The 21,377-nt window shown below is 64.8% G+C and carries 16 protein-coding genes; 9 read left to right on the top strand and 7 right to left on the bottom strand.

Annotated elements, in window-relative coordinates; all coding sequences use genetic code 11:
- The 3 genes from G4O04_02645 to G4O04_02635 form a co-directional block, all read left to right on the top strand.
- A partial coding sequence (locus G4O04_02645) for a CoA-binding protein (GenBank protein HEY57435.1) occupies positions 1–592 on the top strand: 592 nt, incomplete at its 5' end.
- Between the two features lie 345 nt (positions 593–937).
- A complete protein-coding gene (locus tag G4O04_02640; protein ID HEY57434.1) occupies positions 938–2,848 on the top strand; it encodes a formate--tetrahydrofolate ligase in 1,911 nt (636 codons plus the stop codon).
- Positions 2,849–2,913: 65 nt separating this feature from the next.
- Positions 2,914–3,435, top strand: coding sequence for a phosphate-starvation-inducible PsiE family protein (locus G4O04_02635; GenBank protein HEY57433.1), 522 nt, complete (start codon positions 2,914–2,916; stop codon positions 3,433–3,435).
- 72 nt (positions 3,436–3,507) lie between these two features.
- On the opposite strand, the gene gap is transcribed toward G4O04_02635, so the two are convergent.
- The 4 genes from gap to G4O04_02615 all read right to left on the bottom strand — a co-directional run bounded on the left by gap (position 3,508) and on the right by G4O04_02615 (position 8,997).
- On the bottom strand, positions 3,508–4,536 hold the full coding sequence (gene gap, locus G4O04_02630) for a type I glyceraldehyde-3-phosphate dehydrogenase (GenBank protein HEY57432.1): 1,029 nt from the start codon (positions 4,534–4,536) through the stop codon (positions 3,508–3,510).
- A 54-nt stretch (positions 4,537–4,590) separates the two neighbouring features.
- Complete coding sequence (locus G4O04_02625; protein ID HEY57431.1) at positions 4,591–5,913, bottom strand: YvcK family protein; 1,323 nt, start codon at positions 5,911–5,913, stop codon at positions 4,591–4,593.
- Positions 5,914–5,942: 29 nt separating this feature from the next.
- Complete coding sequence (locus G4O04_02620; protein ID HEY57430.1) at positions 5,943–7,514, bottom strand: PAS domain-containing protein; 1,572 nt, start codon at positions 7,512–7,514, stop codon at positions 5,943–5,945.
- 157 nt (positions 7,515–7,671) lie between these two features.
- A complete protein-coding gene (locus tag G4O04_02615; GenBank protein ID HEY57429.1) occupies positions 7,672–8,997 on the bottom strand; it encodes an acetyl ornithine aminotransferase family protein in 1,326 nt (441 codons plus the stop codon).
- Between the two features lie 399 nt (positions 8,998–9,396).
- On the opposite strand from G4O04_02615, the gene G4O04_02610 reads away from it, so the two are divergent.
- From G4O04_02610 to G4O04_02585, 6 genes are all read left to right on the top strand, one after another.
- The gene (locus G4O04_02610; GenBank protein ID HEY57428.1) at positions 9,397–10,491 is read left to right on the top strand and encodes a BMP family ABC transporter substrate-binding protein; all 1,095 of its coding nucleotides are present in this window, start codon (positions 9,397–9,399) and stop codon (positions 10,489–10,491) included.
- Positions 10,492–10,607: 116 nt separating this feature from the next.
- Positions 10,608–12,107, top strand: coding sequence for an ATP-binding cassette domain-containing protein (locus G4O04_02605; protein HEY57427.1), 1,500 nt, complete (start codon positions 10,608–10,610; stop codon positions 12,105–12,107).
- Positions 12,108–12,160: 53 nt separating this feature from the next.
- A complete protein-coding gene (locus tag G4O04_02600; protein HEY57426.1) occupies positions 12,161–13,189 on the top strand; it encodes an ABC transporter permease in 1,029 nt (342 codons plus the stop codon).
- A complete protein-coding gene (locus G4O04_02595; protein HEY57425.1) occupies positions 13,186–14,184 on the top strand; it encodes an ABC transporter permease in 999 nt (332 codons plus the stop codon). Before G4O04_02600 ends, G4O04_02595 begins: the two co-directional genes overlap by 4 nt.
- Positions 14,185–14,264: 80 nt before the next feature.
- Positions 14,265–15,038 (top strand): hypothetical protein, encoded by a 774-nt coding sequence (locus G4O04_02590; GenBank protein HEY57424.1) that lies wholly within the window; start codon positions 14,265–14,267, stop codon positions 15,036–15,038.
- 36 nt (positions 15,039–15,074) lie between these two features.
- Entirely contained in the window at positions 15,075–16,250 is a 1,176-nt protein-coding gene (locus G4O04_02585) for a phosphoglycerate kinase (GenBank protein ID HEY57423.1), read from the top strand.
- Positions 16,251–16,312: 62 nt separating this feature from the next.
- Here G4O04_02585 and G4O04_02580 read toward each other — a convergent pair whose 3' ends face one another.
- The 3 genes from G4O04_02580 to mtaB form a co-directional block, all read right to left on the bottom strand.
- A complete protein-coding gene (locus G4O04_02580; GenBank protein HEY57422.1) occupies positions 16,313–19,612 on the bottom strand; it encodes an AAA family ATPase in 3,300 nt (1,099 codons plus the stop codon).
- Positions 19,609–19,956: a histidine triad nucleotide-binding protein gene (locus G4O04_02575; GenBank protein HEY57421.1), complete on the bottom strand. Its 348-nt coding sequence runs from the start codon at positions 19,954–19,956 to the stop codon at positions 19,609–19,611. The genes G4O04_02580 and G4O04_02575 overlap by 4 nt, the downstream gene beginning before the upstream one ends.
- 105 nt (positions 19,957–20,061) lie before the next feature.
- Complete coding sequence (mtaB, locus tag G4O04_02570) at positions 20,062–21,345, bottom strand: tRNA (N(6)-L-threonylcarbamoyladenosine(37)-C(2))-methylthiotransferase MtaB (protein ID HEY57420.1); 1,284 nt, start codon at positions 21,343–21,345, stop codon at positions 20,062–20,064.
- Between the last annotated feature and the right edge of the window lie 32 nt (positions 21,346–21,377).

Genomic DNA, 21,377 nt, shown 5'->3' with positions numbered 1-21,377 from the left:
GGCCGCCGACGCCGGGCAGGCCGTGGCCCTGGCCGAGCGCATAGGGTATCCGGTGGCGCTCAAGGTGATTTCGCCCGACCTGCCCCACAAGAGCGAGGCAGGCGGGGTGCGGCTGAACCTGGGCGACGCCCAGGCCGTGCGCGAGGGGTTCGCCCAGATGATGGCTGCCGTGCGGCAGGCGCACCCCGAAGCGCGCATTGAGGGCGCCCTGGTGCAGCAAATGGCCCCGCCGGGGCAAGAGGTCATCGTGGGCGTGGTGCGCGACCCGCTCTTCGGCCCGCTGGTCATGTTCGGCAGCGGGGGCGTGGAGGTGGAGGCCCTGGGCGATGTGGCCTTTGCCTTAGCCCCGCTGACCGCGCCCGACCGCGAGCATCTGTTGACCAGCACCTGGGCCGGCCGACGCCTGGCCGGGTTCCGGCACATCCCCCCGGCGGACAGGGAGGCGGTGGCCGAGGTGCTGGCCCGGTTGGCGCAACTGGCCGCCGATTTCCCACAGATTGCGGAGATGGAAATCAACCCCCTGCGGGTGCTCGCGCCGGGCCGAGGCGCTGTGGCGCTGGATGTGCGCGTGCGGGTGGGGGAGGGAGGATAGACCACGGATGACACGGAGAGCCCGGATGGACACGGATTGGAGAATTTTTTCGGATTTCTCAGGGGAAAACCGTCGTAGGGCGGTTTTGTGAATGTGGATGCAGTTTCAACTGCCGAGATCCCCCAACGCTTGCCCCCCAGCGGCTGAAGCCACGGGCCCACTGAGCGTAAGCGAAGCGCCGCCTGCGCGGCCTCCCCCTCGCCAAGCCCCACCCACCAACCAGGCAACCAGGTAACCAAGGAACCAGCGACCCACGACCCAACGACTCACGCTCCCCACCCCACTTCCCCTTTCGTCAAAAATATGGGACAATAGGCGTAGAAAACCCATGCACGAGGTGACCCGATGACTGCTCCTTACACCCCCACCCCCCTCAAACGCCGTTCCCCTGTCCCCTCCGACATCGAAATCGCCCAGGAGGCTGACCTCAAGTCCATCACCCAGATGGCCGCCGAGGCAGGCATCCTACCCGTCGAACTGGAACTCTACGGCCCCTACAAGGCCAAGGTGAGCCTGAGCGTGCTGGAGCGCCTGGCCGACGTACCCAACGGTAAGTACATCGATGTGACCGCCATCACGCCCACGCCCCTGGGCGAGGGCAAGACCACGACCACCGTGGGGTTGGCCCAGGCCCTGGGCGCCCATCTGGGCCAAAAGGTGTTCGCCTGCATCCGCCAGCCCAGCCAGGGGCCGACGTTTGGCATCAAGGGCGGCGCGGCCGGTGGAGGCTATGCCCAGGTGATCCCCATGGAGGATTTCAACCTCCACCTCACCGGCGACATCCACGCTGTGACCGCGGCCAACAACCTGCTCGCCGCCGCCCTGGATACCCGCATGTTCCACGAATGGCGCCAGAGCGACGAAAAACTCTTCGAGCGCCTGTTCCCCAAGGGGAAAGACGGCAAGCGCCAGGTGGCGCGGGGCCTGCGCTACCGCATGGCCAAACTGGGCATCACCGAAGACGACCTGGATCGCCTCACCCCCGAACAGCGGCGCAAACTGGTGCGCCTGGATGTGGATCCCGCCACCATCACCTGGCGCCGGGTGATCGACACCAACGACCGCCTGCTGCGCGAAATCGAGATCGGCTTAGGTCCCGACGAAAAGGGCTTTACCCGCCGCACGGGCTTCGACATCAGCGTGGCCAGCGAAATCATGGCCATTCTGGCCCTGACCACGGGGCTGGCCGACATGCGCGAGCGTCTGGGCCGGATGGTAGTGGCCCTGAGCCGCGACGGGGAGCCCATCACCGCCGAGGATTTGGGCGTGGCCGGGGCCCTGGCCGTGCTGATGAAGGACGCCATCAAGCCCACCCTGATGCAGACCCTCGAAGGCACGCCGGTCTTCGTCCACGCCGGGCCTTTCGCCAACATCGCCCACGGCAACAGTTCCATCATCGCCGACCTCATCGCCCTCAAACTGGTGGGGCCGGACGGCTATGTGGTCACCGAATCGGGCTTTGGCGCCGACATCGGCATGGAGAAGTTCTTCAACATCAAGTGCCGCGCCTCCGGCCTGAAGCCGGACGCCGGGGTCATGGTGGCCACGGTGCGGGCGCTGAAGATGCACGGCGGCGGCCCCAAGGTGGTGGCCGGCAAGCCCCTCGACCCGGCCTACACCCAGGAGAACCTGGACCTGCTGCGCAAGGGGTTGGTCAACTTAGAGCACCATATCGGCGTAGCCCGCAAGTTCGGCGTCCCCGTGGTGGTGGCGGTCAACCGCTTTCCCACCGACACCCCGGCCGAGTTGGCGATGGTGCGCCAAGCCGCGCTGGAATTCGGCGCGTTCGACGCCGTGGTGGCCGAGCACTGGGAAAAGGGCGGCGAAGGCGCGGTGGACCTGGCCCATGCCGTGATGCGGGCCGCTGAGCAGCCTTCCGACTTCCGCTTCCTCTATGACCTGGATTTGCCTATCAAAGACAAAATCGAAATCATCTGCCGCGAGGTGTACGGCGCCGACGGCGTAGACTACGAACCCTTGGCCGAGAAGCGCATCGCCGAATACACCCGCTTAGGCTACGACAGGTTACCCATTTGCATGGCGAAGACCCACCTGAGCATCAGCCACGACCCCACGCTCAAGGGGGCGCCGCGCGGCTTTCGCGTGCCCATCCGCGACATCCGCCTCTCGGCCGGCGCCGGGTTCCTCTACCCCCTGGTGGGCAAGATGCGCACCATGCCCGGCCTGCCCACCCGCCCCGCCTACCTTAATGTGGACCTCGATCTGGAGACCGGCAAAGTGGTGGGCCTGTTCTGAGAGGAACCGCCTTGCCCCTCATCGATTCAGGGAAACCTTCCATCCTCCTGCCAAGAGGTCGCCTTATGTTCAGACCTTCGAAATGGCTTCCACCCCATCCCCGACTGATTCGCCTGTTGAGCAATCTGGAAGATTTGCTTCAATTCCTGGTGGGTATTCTGCTCACCGTGGCCGCGCTGGTGCTGATCGGCTACACCCTCCTCGCCCTGCCTTCCTTCTTCACCGGTGGGCTCAGCGAGGGGGTATCTACCTTCATCCATGACCTCATGCTGGTCATGATCGTGCTGGAGTTGCTCTGGACGGTGGTTACCTACCTACAAGAGCATTCGGTGCCGCTGGAACCCTTCCTCTTTGTAGGCATCATCTCCAGCGCGCGCAAACTTTTGCTCATCAGCGCCCAGATGTCTCTGACCGAACAGGCTACCGAAGTGGCCCGCCTCCAGATGCAGGAATTGATGATCCACGGCGGGTTGATTCTGATCCTGGTGATCGCCCTGGTGCTGGTGCGCTGGACCCGCACCTGGTACCGCCGTCCGGGGAAGCCGCCCAAACCTCCCTCATCCGAATCCAGGACCTCAAGGGCTTAACGCAAACCTCGGGCAAGCTCTCCCGCCCGAGGTTTTTCTTATTGAATACAGCAGATGGCTTGAAAGGGCGAACTATTCCAACGACTTGGCCATCATAGCAGCCAGGTCCGCCGTGCGGCAGGAGTAGCCCCATTCGTTGTCGTACCAGGCCACCACCTTGATAAAGGTGCCATTGAGCACCCGCGTGGAAAGCGCGTCCACGATGGAGGAGCGGGGGTCTCCCTTGTAATCCGAGGAGACCAGGGGCTCCTCAGAGTACCCCAGAATCCCCTGCAAGGGGCCTTCGGCCGCCTTTTTAAAGAGGGCGTTCAAGGCCTCGACGGTGGTGGGTTTTTCGATCTCGGCCACAAAGTCCACCAGCGACACCGTCGAGGTGGGCACACGCACGGCCATCCCGTCAAACTTGCCTTGCAGATCGGGGATCACCTTGCCCAACGCCTTGGCCGCCCCCGTGGTGGTGGGGATGATGTTGATCGCCGCGGCGCGGGCCCGGCGCATATCCTTGTGGGCCAAATCCAGAATGCGCTGATCGTTGGTGTACGCATGGATGGTGGTCATCAGGCCCCGGAGGATGCCCAGATGGTCATGCACCACTTTGGCCGCCGGAGCCAGGCAGTTGGTGGTGCACGAAGCGTTGGAAACCACATGGTGCCTGGCCGGGTCGTACTGGTCGTCGTTGACGCCCAGCACCACCGTCAAATCCTCGTTTTTGGCCGGCGCCGAGATGATCACCTTCTTGGCCCCGCCGTGGGTGATGTGGGAGCGTGCCCCGGGGTCGCTATCCGCATCGCGGAACACGCCCGTGGCCTCGATGACGATATCCACGCCCAGATCAGCCCAGGGCAATTTGCGCGGGTCGCGCTCGGCAAACACCTTAATTCGCTGGCCGTCAATCACCAGGTCCCCATCCACCACCTCCACGGTGCCGGGGTATTTCCCATAGTTCGAATCGTATTTGAACAGATGGGCGTTGGTCTCCGGCGGGAACAAATCGTTGATGGCGACCACCTCCAACTCATCTGGATAGCGCTCGATGATGGCCTTCAACACCTGACGCCCAATGCGTCCGAAACCATTGATACCGACACGCACTTTGCTCATGGCGAACCTCCTCTGTAGCAAAGTAAGAAAGCGCTTCGAGGGACAAAAACACGCTCATGCCAAAGGCCCAGTGCGGCCTTCCAACAACCGGATCAACGCGCGGGCCAATTTGTCCGGATCATGGCGCCATGGGTGAGCTTCCTCCACCAGGTCGGCGCAATGGACCGGATAGGGCATGGGGCGCTGCGGATCCTCGCGCACCCATTGAATTGTACCAGGCAACGCGCCCTCGATGTGCTGGTTGACCAAAACCAGATCGAACAGGCCCTGCCCCACATGGGTTTCCAGCACGGCCAGATGATCCTGGCAGGAAAAACCGTCCGTTTCGCCCACCTGGGTCGCCACATTGCACACATAAACCCGCAAGGCCCGCGTGGCGCGCAGCGCCCCGGCAATATCGGGCACCAGCAAATTGGGCAACAGACTGGTGAACAGACTACCCGGGCCCACCACGACCATGTCCGCCGCCAGGATGGCCTGAATGACCGCCGGATAAGCCGGCGGGTCGTCGGGTTCCAGCCACAGCCGACGAATGCGGCCCGGCACTTCCGGGATGCGGCTTTCCCCTTTGACTTTCACCACCTGGCCCGGCTGGTTGGGCAAAGCCTTCTCGGCCACCAGTTGCACCTGGCGCAGTGTGGCCGGGTATACCCGGCCATGCACGGCGAGCACCCGCCCCGACTCGGCGATGGCTTCCTCAAAACTGCCGGTCAGCGCCGTCAACGCCGTCAGGAAAAGATTGCCAAAGGAGTGCCCCTGCAAATCACCCGCCTGATCTGAAAAGCGAAACTGGAACAATTGGGAAAGCAAGGACTCGTCTTCGGAAAGGGCCGCCAGACAGTTGCGAATATCACCCGGCGGCAGAATGCCCAAATCGCGGCGCAAACGCCCCGAAGAGCCGCCATCGTCGGCCACCGTGACCACGGCGGTCAGGTTGTGAGTGTACGCCTTGAGCCCCCGTAACAGGGTGGAAAGGCCATGCCCGCCGCCGATGGCCACGATGTGCGGGCCGTGCTCCCGACGCCGGTACTCTGCCAGGGCCTGAGCCACCGAGCGGTTGGGCCGCAGAAAGGGGGCCAGCAGGGAACGGTGGAGCCCCCACAGGCCCAGGCCCAGCAGACCCACGCCGATCCCGCCAAAGATCAACGCCCGCAAAGGCCGGGGCAGGAAACGCAGCGAAGCCGTGGAAAGCAACGGCAGCCACCAGGTTTCCGGCGCCGTGCGGTAAACCTGCAACACCAGCACGGCCACCCCCAGACCGAGGAACATGGTGCCCAGCAGGATCAGGCCCAGCCAGCGCTTCACGCCCAGACCCGGTGTGAGCCAGCGCCGCAATTCCCGCGCCCAGGTCCACAACACTTTCTTCGTCGCTTTCATACCTTCATCATACCATCACGGCTTATAGTTTACCTGCCGTCAGCCCCCAGGTGCGTCTCCAACGGCAGGGAAAAGCAAATGCGCGCCCCCTTTTCGGGCGTATCGGCCCAAATGCGACCGCCGTGGGCCTCCACCACGGCCCTGGCCAGGTAAAGGCCCAGACCGGCCCCTTTGGTGCGATTGGTGACCTCTGAGGCCCGGTAGAAACGGTCAAAAATGTGCGGCAGGTCGGCGGGGGCGATGCCCGGCCCCTCATCGCTCACGCAGACCACCACCTGCTCTCCGCGCACCTGCCCCGACACGACGACCTTGCCCCCGGGGGCGTATTTGATGGCATTGGAGAGCAGGTTGCTCAGCACTTGCTCCAGGCGGCGCTCGTCGGCCCACACCAGCGGGAACCCTTCGGGGAAGTGCACCTCAAAGGTATGCCGATCGCTCTGGGTGGCGAAACGCTCCACCAGCCGACGGGCCAAAGCCGGCAGGTCCACCTCGTTTTTTTCCAACGCCACGCCGCCAGCCTGCAACCGTGAGGCCTCGAGCAGATTTTCCACCAGTTCGGCCAGACGGTCGGCCTCTTCTTCAATGATGCTCAGGCTCTCCTGGACGAATTCGGGGTCCCAGGTAGCGTCCTCGCGGCGCAGGGTGCCCACATAGCCCTTGATCAGGGCGATGGGCGTCTTCAGTTCGTGGCTGACGATGGAAACAAAAGTGGCCTTGAGTTCATCGGCCTCCCGAAAGTGGGTGATGTCACGCACGCTGGCGATGATGTTGAGTAGCGAGCCTTCTGGGTTCAGCAGAGGGGCATAGGTGATCCCCACGGGAAGGGGAGGCTCCACGGCCCGGAGCAAATCCCCCTGGGTGTAGAAGGTGGCCTGAGGGGTCAGCGGCCATCCCCCGGCCACGGCCTCTTCCAGGGTCATCCCCTGCTCGATGCGTTTCCAGCGGATGATCTCCTCGTGCCGACGCCTCACAATTTGCGCCACGGGCAGGCCGTACATCCGGGCAAAGGCCGGATTGCAGCGCTCGATGCGGTGATCTGCCCGCAGGATGAGGATGCCGTCCGCGACGGCGTCGAGCAGGGCTTCGGTGCGGCGCTTTTCGCGCCACAACTGGGTGTAAAGGCGGGCGTTGCGCACGGCCACGGCGGCCTGGTCGGCAAAACTCTGCAACAAAGCCTGCTCGTTGGGGGTAAAAAGGGCCGGGAAGGAACGAAAGACGAAAATGGCCCCCATGGCCTGTTCCTGCACCTGCAAGGGCAGCCCCACCACGCGTAGCAAGCCCAGACTGGCCACATGGGTCAGGGTTTCCATGCGCCGTTGGAGTTCGGGCAACTCGTAGCGCGCGTCCTCGTGAGGAGGCACATCGCGCACCAATCGCTCCAGTGAGGAACGGAAAGCCTCCGGGATACCCTGCACGGTGGCCAGGGTCCATCCCCCTTCCTCGCCCCGCAGCACCACCAGGCCCGCCTGCCCGGCCAGCAACTCCACAGCAAAGCCCAAGATCTGCTCCAGCACCCGCTCCAGGTTGAGTTCCTGGGTCAGGATGCGAGCGATGGCCAGCAGGGCGTCTCGTTGGCGTACGCGATAATCAGGCAGCATCATGCTTTGGGGGCTCAACATCGGGGAAGGTTCCACAGTCCATCCAGCCAGGCGCTTCCTCAGGGAAAATCGTCCGCCAGGCCTGGATGAAACCGCAACAGAAAAGAAAACCCCGCCCCCGCCTCGCAAAGCAGGTCGAGGGCGGGGTGCGGATGGGTGGCTACAGCATCTCTTTCTCGGCCAGGGTGATGGCCTCATCCAGAATCTTCAGCCCCTGGTCTATCTCTTCCCTGGAGACACAGAGGGGCGGCGCCAGACGCAGCGCGCTCTTGCCGCAGCCCATGGTCAACAGCCCCATGCGGAAGGCGTTGAGTTCCACGGCGCGGCGCAGTTCGGGGAAGGGTTCGCGCGTTTCACGGCTGCGCACGAAGTCGATGCCGATCATCAACCCCTTGCCGCGCACAATGCCGATGGAGGGATGGCGGGCCTGGAACTCCTGCAAAGCGTCCAGGGCATAGGCGCCCACCTCGGCGGCGTTTTGCATGTACTCCTTCTCCACCAGTTCCAGGGTGGCCAGAGCGGCGGCGCCGGCCACCGGATTCCCGCCATAGGTGTTGCCGTGGGCACCGGTAGGCCAGGTCATCACGCTCTTGCGGGCGATCATCGCGCCCATGGGCATCCCCGAGGCGATGCCTTTGGCCGAGGTCACAATGTCGGGTTGCACGCCCCAGTGCTCGATGGCCCACCACTTGCCCGTGCGCCCGATGCCGGACTGCACTTCGTCGGCGATGAGCAGGATACCGTACTTGTCGCACAGGGCACGCAGGGCCGGGAAGAAGCCGTCCGGCGGCACCACATACCCACCCTCGCCCTGGATAGGCTCCACGATGACCCCAGCCACCTCGTCAGGCGGCACCAGGCGATCCAAAATCTGCTCCTCAATGTAGCGCACTACCGTCTCGCCGTAGTCCTCACCGGGGCGGGAAGCCAGCACCGGGCGATAAGGGTCGGGGTAGGGCACATGAATCACCCCAGGCATCCAGGGGAAGAAGTCGGCGTGGTATTTGGCCTTGCTGGCCGTAAAGCCCAGCGAGCCCATAGTGCGCCCATGAAAGGCGCCGAGGAAAGCGATGAAGAACTTGCGTTTGGTGTGCGCCCGGGCCAGTTTGATGGCCGCCTCCACGCTCTCCGTGCCCGAGTTGGTCATGAACGACAACCCCGGCTCATCACCAAAGGGGGCGATCTGGCTCAACTTCTCGCCCAGTTCCACCCAGATGGGGTGATAGTAATCCGAGGAAATGTGGAGGAACCTCTCCACCTGTTCCTGAATGGCCTTCACCACCTTGGGATGAGCGTGCCCCGTGGCGACCACCGCGATACCCGCCACGAAGTCCAGATACTCGTTGCCATCCACATCCCACACATGGACCCCTTTGCCATGGTCCATGACGAACTCATAAGCCCGCGGGTACGAAGGAGAAATGACCCGCTTGTCCCGTTTGATGATGGCTTTGGCCTTAGGGCCAGGGAGATTGCGCAATGCCATGGTCTGCCTCTCCTGATAGGGAAGATGATATGCGCCTGCAAGGGAAGGTTCAGCGGGGGTTGCCCTGGACGGGTGACAGGCCGTGAGGCCGTGGGATACCCATCGCCAGATGCATCGCCCAATGTGATTATACATCACTCCGGGGGGATTTTTTAAGGTGCCTCAGGTTGCGCTCCTGGCGAGTTCCGCTAAAATTAAAGAAGGTGCTTTGAGGAGGTGCCCCCCTGTCCCCATCGCTTTCAACACCGTCCCCGGGACAACCCTTGACCGAGGAGGAAAGCCGTGAAAACCTGGTGGCGCGTAGGAATCGTGTTCCTGGCGCTGGTGCTGGTCCTGGCCGCCTGTGGTCCCAAGGCCACACCAACGCCCGAAGCCCAGGCCAAACCCTTTGTCTTTGGCATGCTCCTGGTCGGCCCGTACAACGACCACGGCTGGAGCCAAGCCCATTATGAGGCCGGCAAGTATGTCGAAGAGAAACTGGGCGCCCAAATGCTTTATGTGGACAAAGTGAACCCCGCGGACCGGCCGGGCACCACCCCTGAACAACTGGCCGAGGACCTGGTGAGCAAAGGCGCCAAGGTGATCATCTTCAACTCCGACGACATGAAAGACGCGGCGCTGGCCTTTGCCCAGGCCCACCCCGACATCTATGTCATTCACGCCTCGGGCGACCACTCCTGGAAAGAAGGCAAGGATTACAAGGAGGTGGCCAACCTGTCCAACCTGATGGGCCGCATGGAGTACGGCAAGATGATCGCCGGCTGCGCCGCGGCCCTGACCACCCAGACCGGTCAAATCGGCTATCTGGGGCCCCTCATCAACGATGAAACCCGCCGTCTGGCTTCCAGCGCCTACCTGGGCGCCAAATACTGCTGGACGCACTACCTGGGCAAGGACGCCGGTGACCTCAAATTCAAGGTTACCTGGATCGGCTTCTGGTTCAACATCCCCGGCGTGACTTCGGACCCCACCCAGGTGGCCGACGACTTCTTCAACAGCGGCTACGATGTGGTCATCTCGGGCATCGACACCACCGAGGCCCTGGTGGAAGCCAAGAAGTTCCACGACCAGGGGAAGGCGGTCTGGGCCGTGCCCTATGATTACAAGGGCGCCTGCGAGGAAGCCCCCGATGTGTGCCTGGGCGTGCCCTATTTCAACTGGGGCCCGGGCTACCGCGACATGATCCAATCGGCCATGAACGGCACCTGGCAGTCCCAATTCGTCTGGGCCGGACCCGACTGGAAGGACATCAACAACCCCGACACCTCGGCGGTGGGCTTCATCAAGGGCCAGGGGTTGAGCCAGGAGGCCTCCGCCCAGGTGGACAAGTTCATCGGCGAACTGGCCAGTGGGCTGAACCTGTGGGTAGGACCCCTGAACCTGCAAGACGGCACGACTTACCTCAAAGAGGGCGAAGTCGCCACCGACCAGCAAATCTGGTATCTGCCCCAACTGCTGGAAGGCATGGAAGGGCAAAGCGTCCCCAACGAGTAAACACCCGGGGGGCCTCCCGCTGCGTCGGGCAGGCCCCCTGTCCGTATCCGCCGGGGCACCTCCTCCCCCCTGAACAGCGGCTGCGTTCCCACATCTCCTTCCACAGGTAACGGCTCATGCACATCGAACTACGCCACATCCATAAGCACTTCGGTCCGGTTCATGCCAACAACGACATCACCCTGACCATCCCTTCGGGCACCATCCAGGGGCTTCTGGGGGAAAACGGCGCAGGCAAAAGCACCCTGATGAAAATCCTCTCGGGATTCATCCACGCCGACAGCGGCGAGATTCTTTTGGACGGGCAACCGGTGGAGATCCACTCCCCCGCCGACGCCCTGCGGCACGGCATCGGCATGTTGCATCAGGACCCCCTGGACTTCCCGCCCATGCGGGTGCTGGACAACTTCATGGCCGGATACCCCAAAGGGCTGCTCCCCCCACGGGAGGAGGCCCTACAAGCCCTCACCCGCTTGAGCCGGGAGTTCAGCTTCGATCTAGACCCCAACGCCGAGGTGGGCACCCTGACCGTGGGCGAACGCCAGCAACTGGAGATCCTGCGCCTGCTCTGGTTGGGCGCGCGGGTGCTCATCTTCGACGAACCCACCACGGGCATCAGCGCCCAACAAAAGGAGCGCCTGTTTGCCACCCTGCGCCGGTTGGCCGACGAAGGGCGCGCCATCATCTTCGTCACCCACAAACTGGAAGAGGTGCAGGTGCTATGCGACCGCGTGGCCGTGCTGCGGGCCGGGCGACTGGTGGGCGAGGCCGAGCGGCCCTATGACCTGGACGAACTGGTGCGCTGGATGTTCGCCAAAGACATTCGCATCGGCGAGCGGCAAGGCATCCCTCTGGGCAAGCCGGTGCTGCGCCTGCGCAACCTGGCCCTGGAAGACCACCGGTTGCGCATCGAAGGGGTCAACCTGGAGGTGCGCGAAGGCGAGGTTATCGGCCTGGCGGGCATGGAAGGCAGCGGGCAGCAGCACCTACTGCGCGCCTGCGCGGGGCTGACCCGCCCCGTGGAGGGGGAAATCTGGGTGGACGGGCACAACCTGACCGGCAAACCCTATCTCACCTTCATGCGCCACGGCGTGGCCTACCTACCCGCCGCCCGCCTGGAAGAGGGGCTCATCCCCACCCTGACCCTGATGGAGCATTTCGTGCTGGCCCGCGAGCAGACCGGGCTGGTCATCGACCGCCAATGGGCCCAGCAGATCACCCAGGATGCCATCGCCGAGTACCACATCCGGGGATATCCCGAATCGCCGGTGGAGGCCCTTTCCGGCGGCAACCAGCAGCGCGCCCTGCTGGCGCTGCTGCGCGCCAACCTGCGCCTGCTGCTCCTGGAACATCCCACCCGGGGGCTGGACATGGAGTCGGCCATCTGGGTGTGGCAGAAACTGAAAGAACGCTGTCGGCAGGGCACAGCCATCTTTTTCATGTCCTCGGACTTGGAAGAACTGCTCCACTATAGCGACCGCATCCTGGTGTTCTTCGGCGGCAAGGTGTCGCCGCCCCTGGATGCCCGGCACACCACGGTAGAGCAATTGGGCCAACTCATCGGGGGGCGCGGCTTTGAAGAAACCTTTACCCCAGCGAAGGAGGCGAGTCCGTGAGGCAACGCAGCGACGCCAGCATCGCCTGGCTCTTCCGCTTGGGCGCGGTGGTCATGGCTTTGCTCCTGACCACCCTTGTGCTGTGGGCGGCCAGCACATCGCCCGCGCTGGCCTACCGTCATCTGGTATTGGGCGCCATTGGCTCTTGGACCAAGGTAGCCGACACCTTGGTGGCCTGGGTGCCTCTGCTTTTGGCCACTTCCGGGCTGCTTATCACCTTCAGCGCCGGGTTGTGGAACATCGGCATCGAGGGCCAAATCGTGCTGGGGGCCATCTTCACCACCTGGGCGCTCCGCCTGATGCAGGATAGCGGGTGGGCCCCGGCGCTCATCCTCGTTCTGGCCATCCTCGCCGGAGCCCTGGGCGGCGCGCTCTGGGCGGCTCTGGCCGGCCTGCTCAAGACTTTCGGCGGGGTCAACGAAATCTTCGGCGGCCTGGGCCTGGACTTCGTGGCCATGGCCCTCACCCTGTGGTTGATTTTCGGCCCCTGGAAGCGTCCGGGGATCGGCTCGATGAGCGGAACCGAACCCTTCCCCCGGGAGCTGTGGTTACCCATGGTGTCCGGTTCGCGCCTGAGTTTGTGGGCCCTGGGTCTCGGCCTCCTGGGGGCCATGGTGGTGTACTTCCTGCTCCAGGGCACTTACTACGGCCTCAAACTGAAAGCCGTGGGGCGCAATCCCAAAGCCGCCCATTTGCTGGGCATCCCTACCCAGCGCATGATGATGGGGGCTTTCCTGGCCTGCGGCGCGCTGGCCGGGCTGGCCGGAGCCGTCCAGGTGACCGCCGTCTATCACCGGCTGATCCCGGCCATCTCCAGCGGCTACGGCTGGCTGGGGCTAATGGTGGCCATGCTGGTCAATTACCAGGCCGCCTGGGCTCCGGCTGTGGCGCTCTTCTTTGCCGCGCTGAACATCGGCAGCATTCAACTGCCCATTGTGCTCAAACTGGACTCGTCCCTTTCCGGCGTCATCCAGGGCACGCTGGTGCTTTCCTTCCTCATCATGGAAGGGGTGCGGCAATGGTGGGAGGAGCGCCGCGAGGCGTTGCAGGAAATCCGGGCCCACGCAGGAGGTGAGGGATGACCCTGGAGCAAATCCTCTTCGGTCTGGCCGGCGTGCTGGCGGCCGCCGCGCCGGTCATCTTCGCCACCATTGGCGAAACCCTCACCGAGCGCGCCGGGGTGATCAACCTCTCGGTCAACGGCACCATTCTGCTGACCGCCATGGCGGGCTTTGCCGTGGCCGTACGCACGGACAACCTCATCCTGGGCTTCGTGGTGGGAATGCTCATCGGGGCCCTGGTGGCGACCATCATCGCCTTCGCCAGCATCTCCCTCAAGGTCTCTCAGGTGGCCGTGGGCTTCGTGCTCACCCTGACCACCCGCGACCTGTCCTACTTCCTGGGCAACCCCTACATGGGCCTGCAAGGGCCGCGGGTCGGCCAGTGGCCCATCCCGGTTTTGAAAGACATCCCCATCCTCGGCCCGCTGTTCTTCACCCAGGATCCACTCACCTATCTCAGTTTTCTGCTCATCGGGCTGGCCTGGTGGTGGGTGTTCCGCACGCTGCCGGGGCTGACCCTGCAGGGCATCGGCGAACGCCCGGCCGCAGCCCACGCCCGCGGGGCCAATGTGCGCCTGCAGCGTTACCTTTACACCCTATTGGGCGGCGCCCTGGTGGGTCTAGCCGGTCCTACCTACTCCCTCAGCGTCAAAGCCGGTTGGAAAGGCACCATCTCGGGCCTGGACGGCATCGGCTGGATCGCCCTGGCGCTGACCATTTTCGGCGGCTGGAGCCCCCTGCGGGGCGCTTTGGGTGCCTACTTCTTCGCCCTGCTCCAGTGGCTGGGGCTGGTGTTGCAGCCCTACCTGCCAGGCGTCCCCTCCCAGGTGCTGCAGGTGGCTCCTTTCCCGCTGATGATCCTCACGCTGCTCTTCGTGAACATCGGCAACACCGAGTGGGTCAACCGCACCCTGACCGGGCTGCCGCCCGACCTGCGTCACTTCCTCTTGCGACTGCTGCGGGCCATGCAGGTCACCCCTCCGGCGGCCCTGGGCACCCATTTCGAGGAAGAATAGCCGCTCGACCCCATGCCTTCAACCGCCAGGGGAAGGCCTTCCCTGGCGGTTTTCCATCTTGGTAAAGGAGAAGTTGCCCCATGCCCATCACTTTGATCTGGGGTTTGCTCGTCCTCCTGCTCTTCATGGTCGTGCTCACCCTCTATCGACGCCTGCGCGCCGCCGAAGCGCGCTATCGGGAGGAACTGGAGCGCATTCGCAAGGAGCGCTTAGGGCGCAGCCGCGCGGCTTTACGCGGCCAGGTGGCCGAGCGCCTAGCCCCCTGGCTGCCGGGCTTCGCGTACTCGCCTTCCGACGCCCACTTTTTAGGCGATCCGGTGGACTACATTTTGTTTTCCGGCTATGCCGACCTGCGCGACGGCATCGGCCATCCCGATAGCCTGGAGGTGGTGATTCTGGACATCAAGCGCGGCCCCAACGCCCGTCTGAGCGCCACCCAGAAAGCCATCGCCCGCGCCGTGGAAGCCGGACGGGTGCGCTTCGAGGTGCTGCGGGTGAGCGAGGAGGGCATTGTTCAGACCCTGGAGTGGCGGAAGGGCAAACTGCGCCGCAAGGCCACCCCACCGCTTTCCTCCCCGGCGGGCAGTACCGCCCCAGGGGCGAAACCGAACCCCCGAGACGCGGCCCGGAAAAGCCATCCAGACCGGCACCCCCCGAAAAAACAGGAGCGCCCTGCGCGCAGCGGGCTCCCCTGGGATCCGCGCGAGGAGGCCTACCTGCTGCGCAAAATCCGCCAGGGGGCATCCTACGAAACCCTGGCCGACATCGTGCGCCGTACCCCGGAAGAGGTCCGCACCCACATAGAAGCCCTGCTGCGCCGGGAAGAACCCTCTGTGGGCGGGAATGGGGTATGATTAGACCAAGGCAGGTCGAATCGAGGAGAAAACGCCATGTTTGCGAAAAAAACGATCCGTAATGTGCAAGTCAAAGACAAAAAAGTGTTGGTGCGGGTGGATTTCAATGTACCCCTCAAAGAGGGCCGCGTGAGCGACGATACGCGCATTCAAGGGGCGTTGCCCACCCTGCGGTATCTGCTGGAACAGGGCGCGGCGGTGGTCTTGATGAGCCACCTGGGCCGCCCCAAAGGAAAGGTGGTGCCCGAACTTTCGCTGCGGCCGGTGGCGGAGCACCTAAGCCAACTGCTGGGCCAGCCGGTGGCCTTCGCACCCGACTGCGTGGGACCGGAAGCCCAGCAAGCCAAGGCCGCCTTGAAGCCCGGCGAGGTGCTGTTGCTGGAAAACACCCGCTTCCATCCTGAGGAAAAAAAGAACGACCCCGACTTCGCCCGGCAACTGGCCGCCGGATGCGACCTCTTCGTCAACGACGCCTTTGGGTCGGCCCATCGGGCCCATGCCTCCACCGTGGGGGTGGCCCAATACCTGCCTGCGGTGGCCGGCTTTTTGATGGAAAAAGAACTGCGCTACCTGGGCCAGGCCCTGGAAAGCCCCGCGCGCCCCTTCGTGGCCATCCTGGGCGGGGCCAAAATCAGCGACAAAATCGGCGTGGTGCGCAACCTGTTGGGCAAAGCCGATCGGGTGCTCATCGGCGGAGGCATGGCCAACACCTTCCTCGCCGCCCTGGGCTACGCCATGGGCGATTCGCTGGTGGAACAGGAGGCCATCGAGACGGCCAAAACCCTGTTGCAGGACGGCAGCGACAAACTGCTGCTCCCGGTCGATCTGGTCATCGCCGAGGCCTTTGCCCCCGATGCTCAGCGCCGGGTGGCGCCCGTGGGCGACATTCCGGCGGGCTGGCGGGCCTTAGACATTGGCCCCGATACGGTGGACGCCTTTGCCGAGGTCATCCGTGAAGCGCGCACGGTGGTGTGGAACGGACCGATGGGCGTCTTCGAGATGGCCCCCTTTGCCCAGGGCACTTTCGGCATCGCCCGCGCGGTGGCCGAGAGCGACGCGGTGAGCATCGTGGGCGGCGGGGATTCCGTGGCCGCGGTCAAGCAAAGCGGCCTGGCCGACCACATCACCCACTTGAGCACCGGCGGCGGCGCCTCGCTGGAAATGCTGGAAGGGAAAATGCTCCCCGGCGTGGCAGCCCTGCTGGACCAATAGCACCCTTCAACCTGAAAAAGCAACGCCGCCCTGGCAAGTTCTCTTGTCAGGGCGTTTTTGTTTCAAATCTCGTCCCATTCGGCGGGGAAGGGGAGATTGGGGCCGCGCAGGACCACCTGGGCCAGCACCCCAGCCTCGGAGGGCTGCTGGACAGGCCGGCCCTGGGCTTCCTCCAGTTCCTGGCGCATACCCAACTCCTCGAAGAGAGAAGTGGCCCGAAAGTGACAATCCACCGCCCAGGCAATTTGCCCTGCCCGGTCGTAAAGTCGTCGCAGGGCCAGATAGGTTCGCGCCAGGTCGGGCCGCGCCCGTACCCGCCGCAGGACATGCATGGACTGAATGAGCAACATCTCCACCTGCTCCCAGGGCGGCTCAGGCTGGCGAGACAGAATGGCCGCCCGGACCCGCAACGCCACGCCGTAGGCCCAACGATTCCCGGCCTGCTGCGCCTCGTCCAACGTACGCCGCGCCTCGCGCTCGGCCTGAGCCCACTCCGCGGCCAACGCCAGCGCCTCGGCGTAGAACAGGCGCGGCAGGTAGTGGAACACCCGATAGTCCACCGTCTCGGCCCAGGCCAGGGCATGGGTGATGCGCTGCAGGGCTTCCTGGAGGCGGCCCAAATGAGCCAGCGCGCGGCCCTGCAGGCCCAACAACATGAAGCCCCAGGGCGTCAACGGCTCGTCTTGCGTCAACGGGTCGGGGACGGGGGAAGTGGCCTCCAGCACCTGTTCCCAGGCGCGCGCGTCGGCGTGGACAAAACCCAACTGCATCCGGGCGAAGGCGATTTCCTCGGCCACGCCCCGCGCCTCGGCCAGAGCCACCCCTTCTCGCGCGGCCTCCAGCGCGCGGGCGAAGGACCCCACGCGGGCATAGGCCACACCCAGATAGCCCAGCACCGCCGGGCGTTGAGGAGGCGGCGGCGTGTGCTCCAAACGCAGATAGCGTTGCAAATAGGCAATGGCATCGTCGAACGCTCCGGTGGCGATGCTCACCCGCCCCAGCATGCGCAACGCCGCCTGCAAAAGCGTAGGGTTGCCCGTCTCCTCGGCCACACGCAGGGTGCGCCGGGCGTAGTCCCCCGCCACCCGGGGTTCGCCGCGCAGCCAGAAAATCTGCGCCGAGCGATAGAACACCCGCCCCAGGCGCTGCTCATCCTCCAGGCTGGCGGCCAGGTCCTCGGTCTGGGTGAGGATATCCAGGGCGCGGCTCAAATCCCCGGAGAAGGCGTACGCCTGAGCCAGTTGCAGGTTGAGGTCCACCCGCTGGGCACGTTCCCGGGGGCCAGGCAGACGCCCCAACAGCCGAATGGCCTGCTCGCCAAACTGCCGCGCCTCGTGATAGGAACGCACCCGCAGGGCCTGTTCTCCGGCGTGGGTCAGGTAAGGCAGCGCCTTCAACGGTTCGTCCGAGCGGGCGTAATGGTAGGCCAGGGTGGCCGCGTCGGCCGGGGGGACGGCGGCTTCCAACACCTCGGCCACGCGACGATGGAGGATCTGCCGCCGCGCCCGGCTCAGGCTCTGATAGGCCACCTGGCGGATTTTGTCGTGACTGAAGGCAAAACCCAGGGCCTCCTCGCGCACCAGCCCGCGCTGCATCCAGGTCTCGATGGCCGCCACCAGGTCCTCATCCTCGGCCTGCGTCAAAGCCCGCAACATGGGCAGGGTGAAACTGTGGCCCAGCACGGCCGCCGCGCCGATCCACTCGCGGTAGGTTTCAGGCAGGCGAGAAAGGCGCGCCTGAATGACCTGCTGCACCGTGCGGGGCAGCCAGGGGCCATCGGCCGAGGCCAGCATCTTGGGGGCTTCCAGGGCTGCCTGCGTCATCTCGATGATGAAAAAGGGGTTGCCCTCGGTCTCGCGGTAGAGGCGGTCGAAGAAGTGAGGGAAAGGCTTTTTGCCGGCCAGTAACTGGCGAGCCAACGAGGCGCTCTCCTCCGGGGTCAGGCGGCGCAAAGGGAGTTCCACGGCCAGCCGGTCGCGGCGCATGATATGTAGCATCCGCGCCCGGGGCATGGGCAAATCCTCCAGGCGGAGCAAACCGACGATCAACAGCGGTACATCCCGGGCCCGGCGGGCCAACTGGGCCAGCAATTCCCAGGTAGGGGTATCGCTCCAGTGCAGGTCGTCCAGCACCAGATGCAGGGGGCCGTTGGGCAGGGAGGTCACCAGGTCCAGCAACATGCGATACAGCGCCTCCCCCAGCCGCTCCGGCGGAGGAATTTCACCGGGGGCGGGCAGGCTGAACTGCACGGCCAAATCTGGGGCCAACCCCAACAGAGGCAACAACCAGAGGGGCGGCGGTTCCAGCATCCCCGGAGGGAACAGGGTCAGGGCCCGTTCCACCATGTGCCGCAGCGGCCCGTAAGGCACCAGGGCCTCCAACTCGCTGCACACTGTGTCCAGCACGGGCACCTCGGGGTGGCGCCGGCGATACTCTTGCAGCAAACGGGTCTTGCCAATGCCAGCCTCGCCCAGGATAAGCACCCAGCGGCCTTGCCCCTGCTCGGCCTGGGCCAGCATCCTTTCCAGAAAAGCCAGCTCCTCCTCCCGGCCCACCAACGGAATGCGCGGGGCCGCCCCCAAAGGGGAAGAAGCCCTGGGCCTGGGCGGCGTCACCGGCATCGAGCGCGGGCGTCCCCCCTCCCCGGATTGCAACTCCGCGGCCAGAGCCTGGGTCTCTGGCGAGGGGGCCACTTGCAACTCCCGCTCCAACAACTCGGTGAGCAACCGATACTGTTGCAGAGCACGGCTGCGGTCCCCCATCTCCAGATACAGCCGCATCAGCAGCCGGTGGGCCGCTTCGTCCAGCGCGTCGGCGGCCACCCAGCGCTGGGCCCAGGTCAACGCCTCGGCCGCGGCACCTTGGGCCGCATAGCCGCGGGCCAGCCGCTCCAGGGTGCGCAGGTAGCGCTCCCGCAGTTCGGCCCGCGGCTCCTCTACCCAATCCTCGTACACATCCTGCAGCAAATCTCCCCGATACAGGGTCACCGCCTGCTGCAACAATTCCAACGAGGCCTGCGCCCCCGTCTGCCGCCGGAACTGCTCCACATCCACCCACAATGGGAAGTCCGGCTCCAGCATCACATAGGAGCCGGTGGCCTGCACCAGGTTCGGCGCCACATCTTCCAACGCCCGCCGCAGGCGGTGCAGATACTGGCGCAAATTGCGCCGGGCCGCGGCCTCGGTCCCCCAGGGCCAAAAAGCATATGCCAGCCGCCGACGATCCAGCGGCTGGCCGCGATGATACATCAGATAGGCAAACAACGAACGCGTGGTGGGCGATCCCAGGTCCAGGGGCTGGCCCTGAGCATCGGTGAGCAACAGATCGCCCAACAGGTGCACCCGCAAGCGCTCGGCCATCATCCCATGGGATAACGCATCTTATGACCGCCCAGCAAATGCATGTGCAAATGGAACACCACCTGCCCTGCATGGGGGCCGGTGTTCACGATGAGCCGATACCCGTTCTCAGCAATGCCCTGCGCCTCGGCAATCTGACGGGCCACCACGAAAAGGTGCCCCAGCAGGGCCTCCTGACCCAGCTCCACCTCGTTCACCGAGGCGATGTGCTCATTGGGCACGATGAGGATGTGCACTGGCGCCACCGGATTGATGTCGTGAAAGGCGGTCACCCTCTCATCCTGATACACCTTTTTGCTGGGGATCTCGCCAGCGATGATTTTGCAGAAAATGCAATCCTCACTCATGGCAACCTCCTCCTCTTGGATAGCCCGGGCGACAGAGGACTTCGCCCACTTCCCCAAGGGGCGGTCTCCTCATCCGGCCCATCGGCCCTGGCCGGACCCAGCCCCTCAGGGGATGTTCAGCAAATGACCTTCCAACACCTCGCCCTGTACCCGCTCCAGACGCACCGGGGTCAGGCGATTCCACAGGTTCTTCGGGGCCACGGCCCGCACGCGCAGGTAATTGTCCGTCATACCCACCAAAGTCCAACCTCCCGGGCCCAGCGTAGTCGTGCTCTCCCAAAGCACCTGCAGGGTGCGACCCACGAAGCGCCGCCGATAACGGCGGGCGCCCTCCTCCAACACGGCACGCATGCGGGCGTTACGCTCCTTGCGCACGGCGTGCGGGACGGGGTTAGGCATCCGCGCGGCGGCCGTGCCGGGACGCTCGGAATAGGTGAACACATGGCCCCCAGCAAAATCCATGGCGCGCACAAAGGCCAGGCTCTCCTCGAACTCGGTTTCGGTTTCGCCGGGGAAGCCCACGATGATATCGGTGGTGATGGCCACCTCGGGGATGAGACGGTGGGCGCTTTCCACCAGGCGGGCAAAGGCCTCGGGGGTGGTCTTGCGGGCCATGCGGCGCAGGGTGGCCGCGCTGCCCGATTGCAACGGGAGATGCAGGTGCCGCGCCAAACGGGGGTCCTCCCACAACGCAAAGAAGGCCTCATCCAGGTCCCATGGCTCCAGCGAGGAGAGGCGCAGGCGAGGCACATCGGTTTCCCGCAGCACAGCCTCGACCAGATGCCGGAGGTGCAGGGGCGGGTTGAAATCCTGGCCCCAGGAGCCCAGATGAACGCCGGTGAGCACCACCTCCTGGGCCCCGCCTTGCAACGCAGCGCGCACATCGGCCAGCACTTCGGCCAGCGGGCGACTGCGGCCGGGCCCGCGTGCGATGGTAGTCACACAAAAAGTGCAGCGATTGTCGCAGCCGTCCTGCACTTTGATGAAAGCGCGGGTGCGCAAACGCGCTCCAGGTAGGGGTTCGCGGGCCACCGGCTCCAAATCGAAGGCCTCCGCCGGAAGCCCCAACACCCGGAAGACCAGGGCGTCCTTATCCGGGTTGGGCACCACCTGGGCCACCCGCGGCAAAGCGGCGGCTCCCTGCGGTTCCAGCGTGGCCCAGCACCCGGTGAGCACCACCTGCCCGGCCCCGGCGCGGGCCGCCTGCCGGGCCTTCTGGCGGGAATCGGCCACCGCCTTCTGGGTCACCGCGCAGGTGTTCAACACCACCAGATCCGCCTCTCCCGGGAAGGCTACCAGGGTATGCCCCGCCGCGCGAAACTCGCGGGCCATGCGCTCGATCTCCGCCTGATTCAACCGACAACCGACCGTATCCAGGTAAACCTTCATCGCTCATCCAAACCAGGGGGTGCAGGGTACAG

This window comes from Anaerolineae bacterium (assembly GCA_011176535.1).
Taxonomy (GTDB): Bacteria; Chloroflexota; Anaerolineae; order Anaerolineales; family DRMV01; genus DUEP01.
The sequence above is the reverse complement of the archived record's forward strand: the minus strand, read 5'-3'. Positions and strand labels throughout refer to the sequence as shown.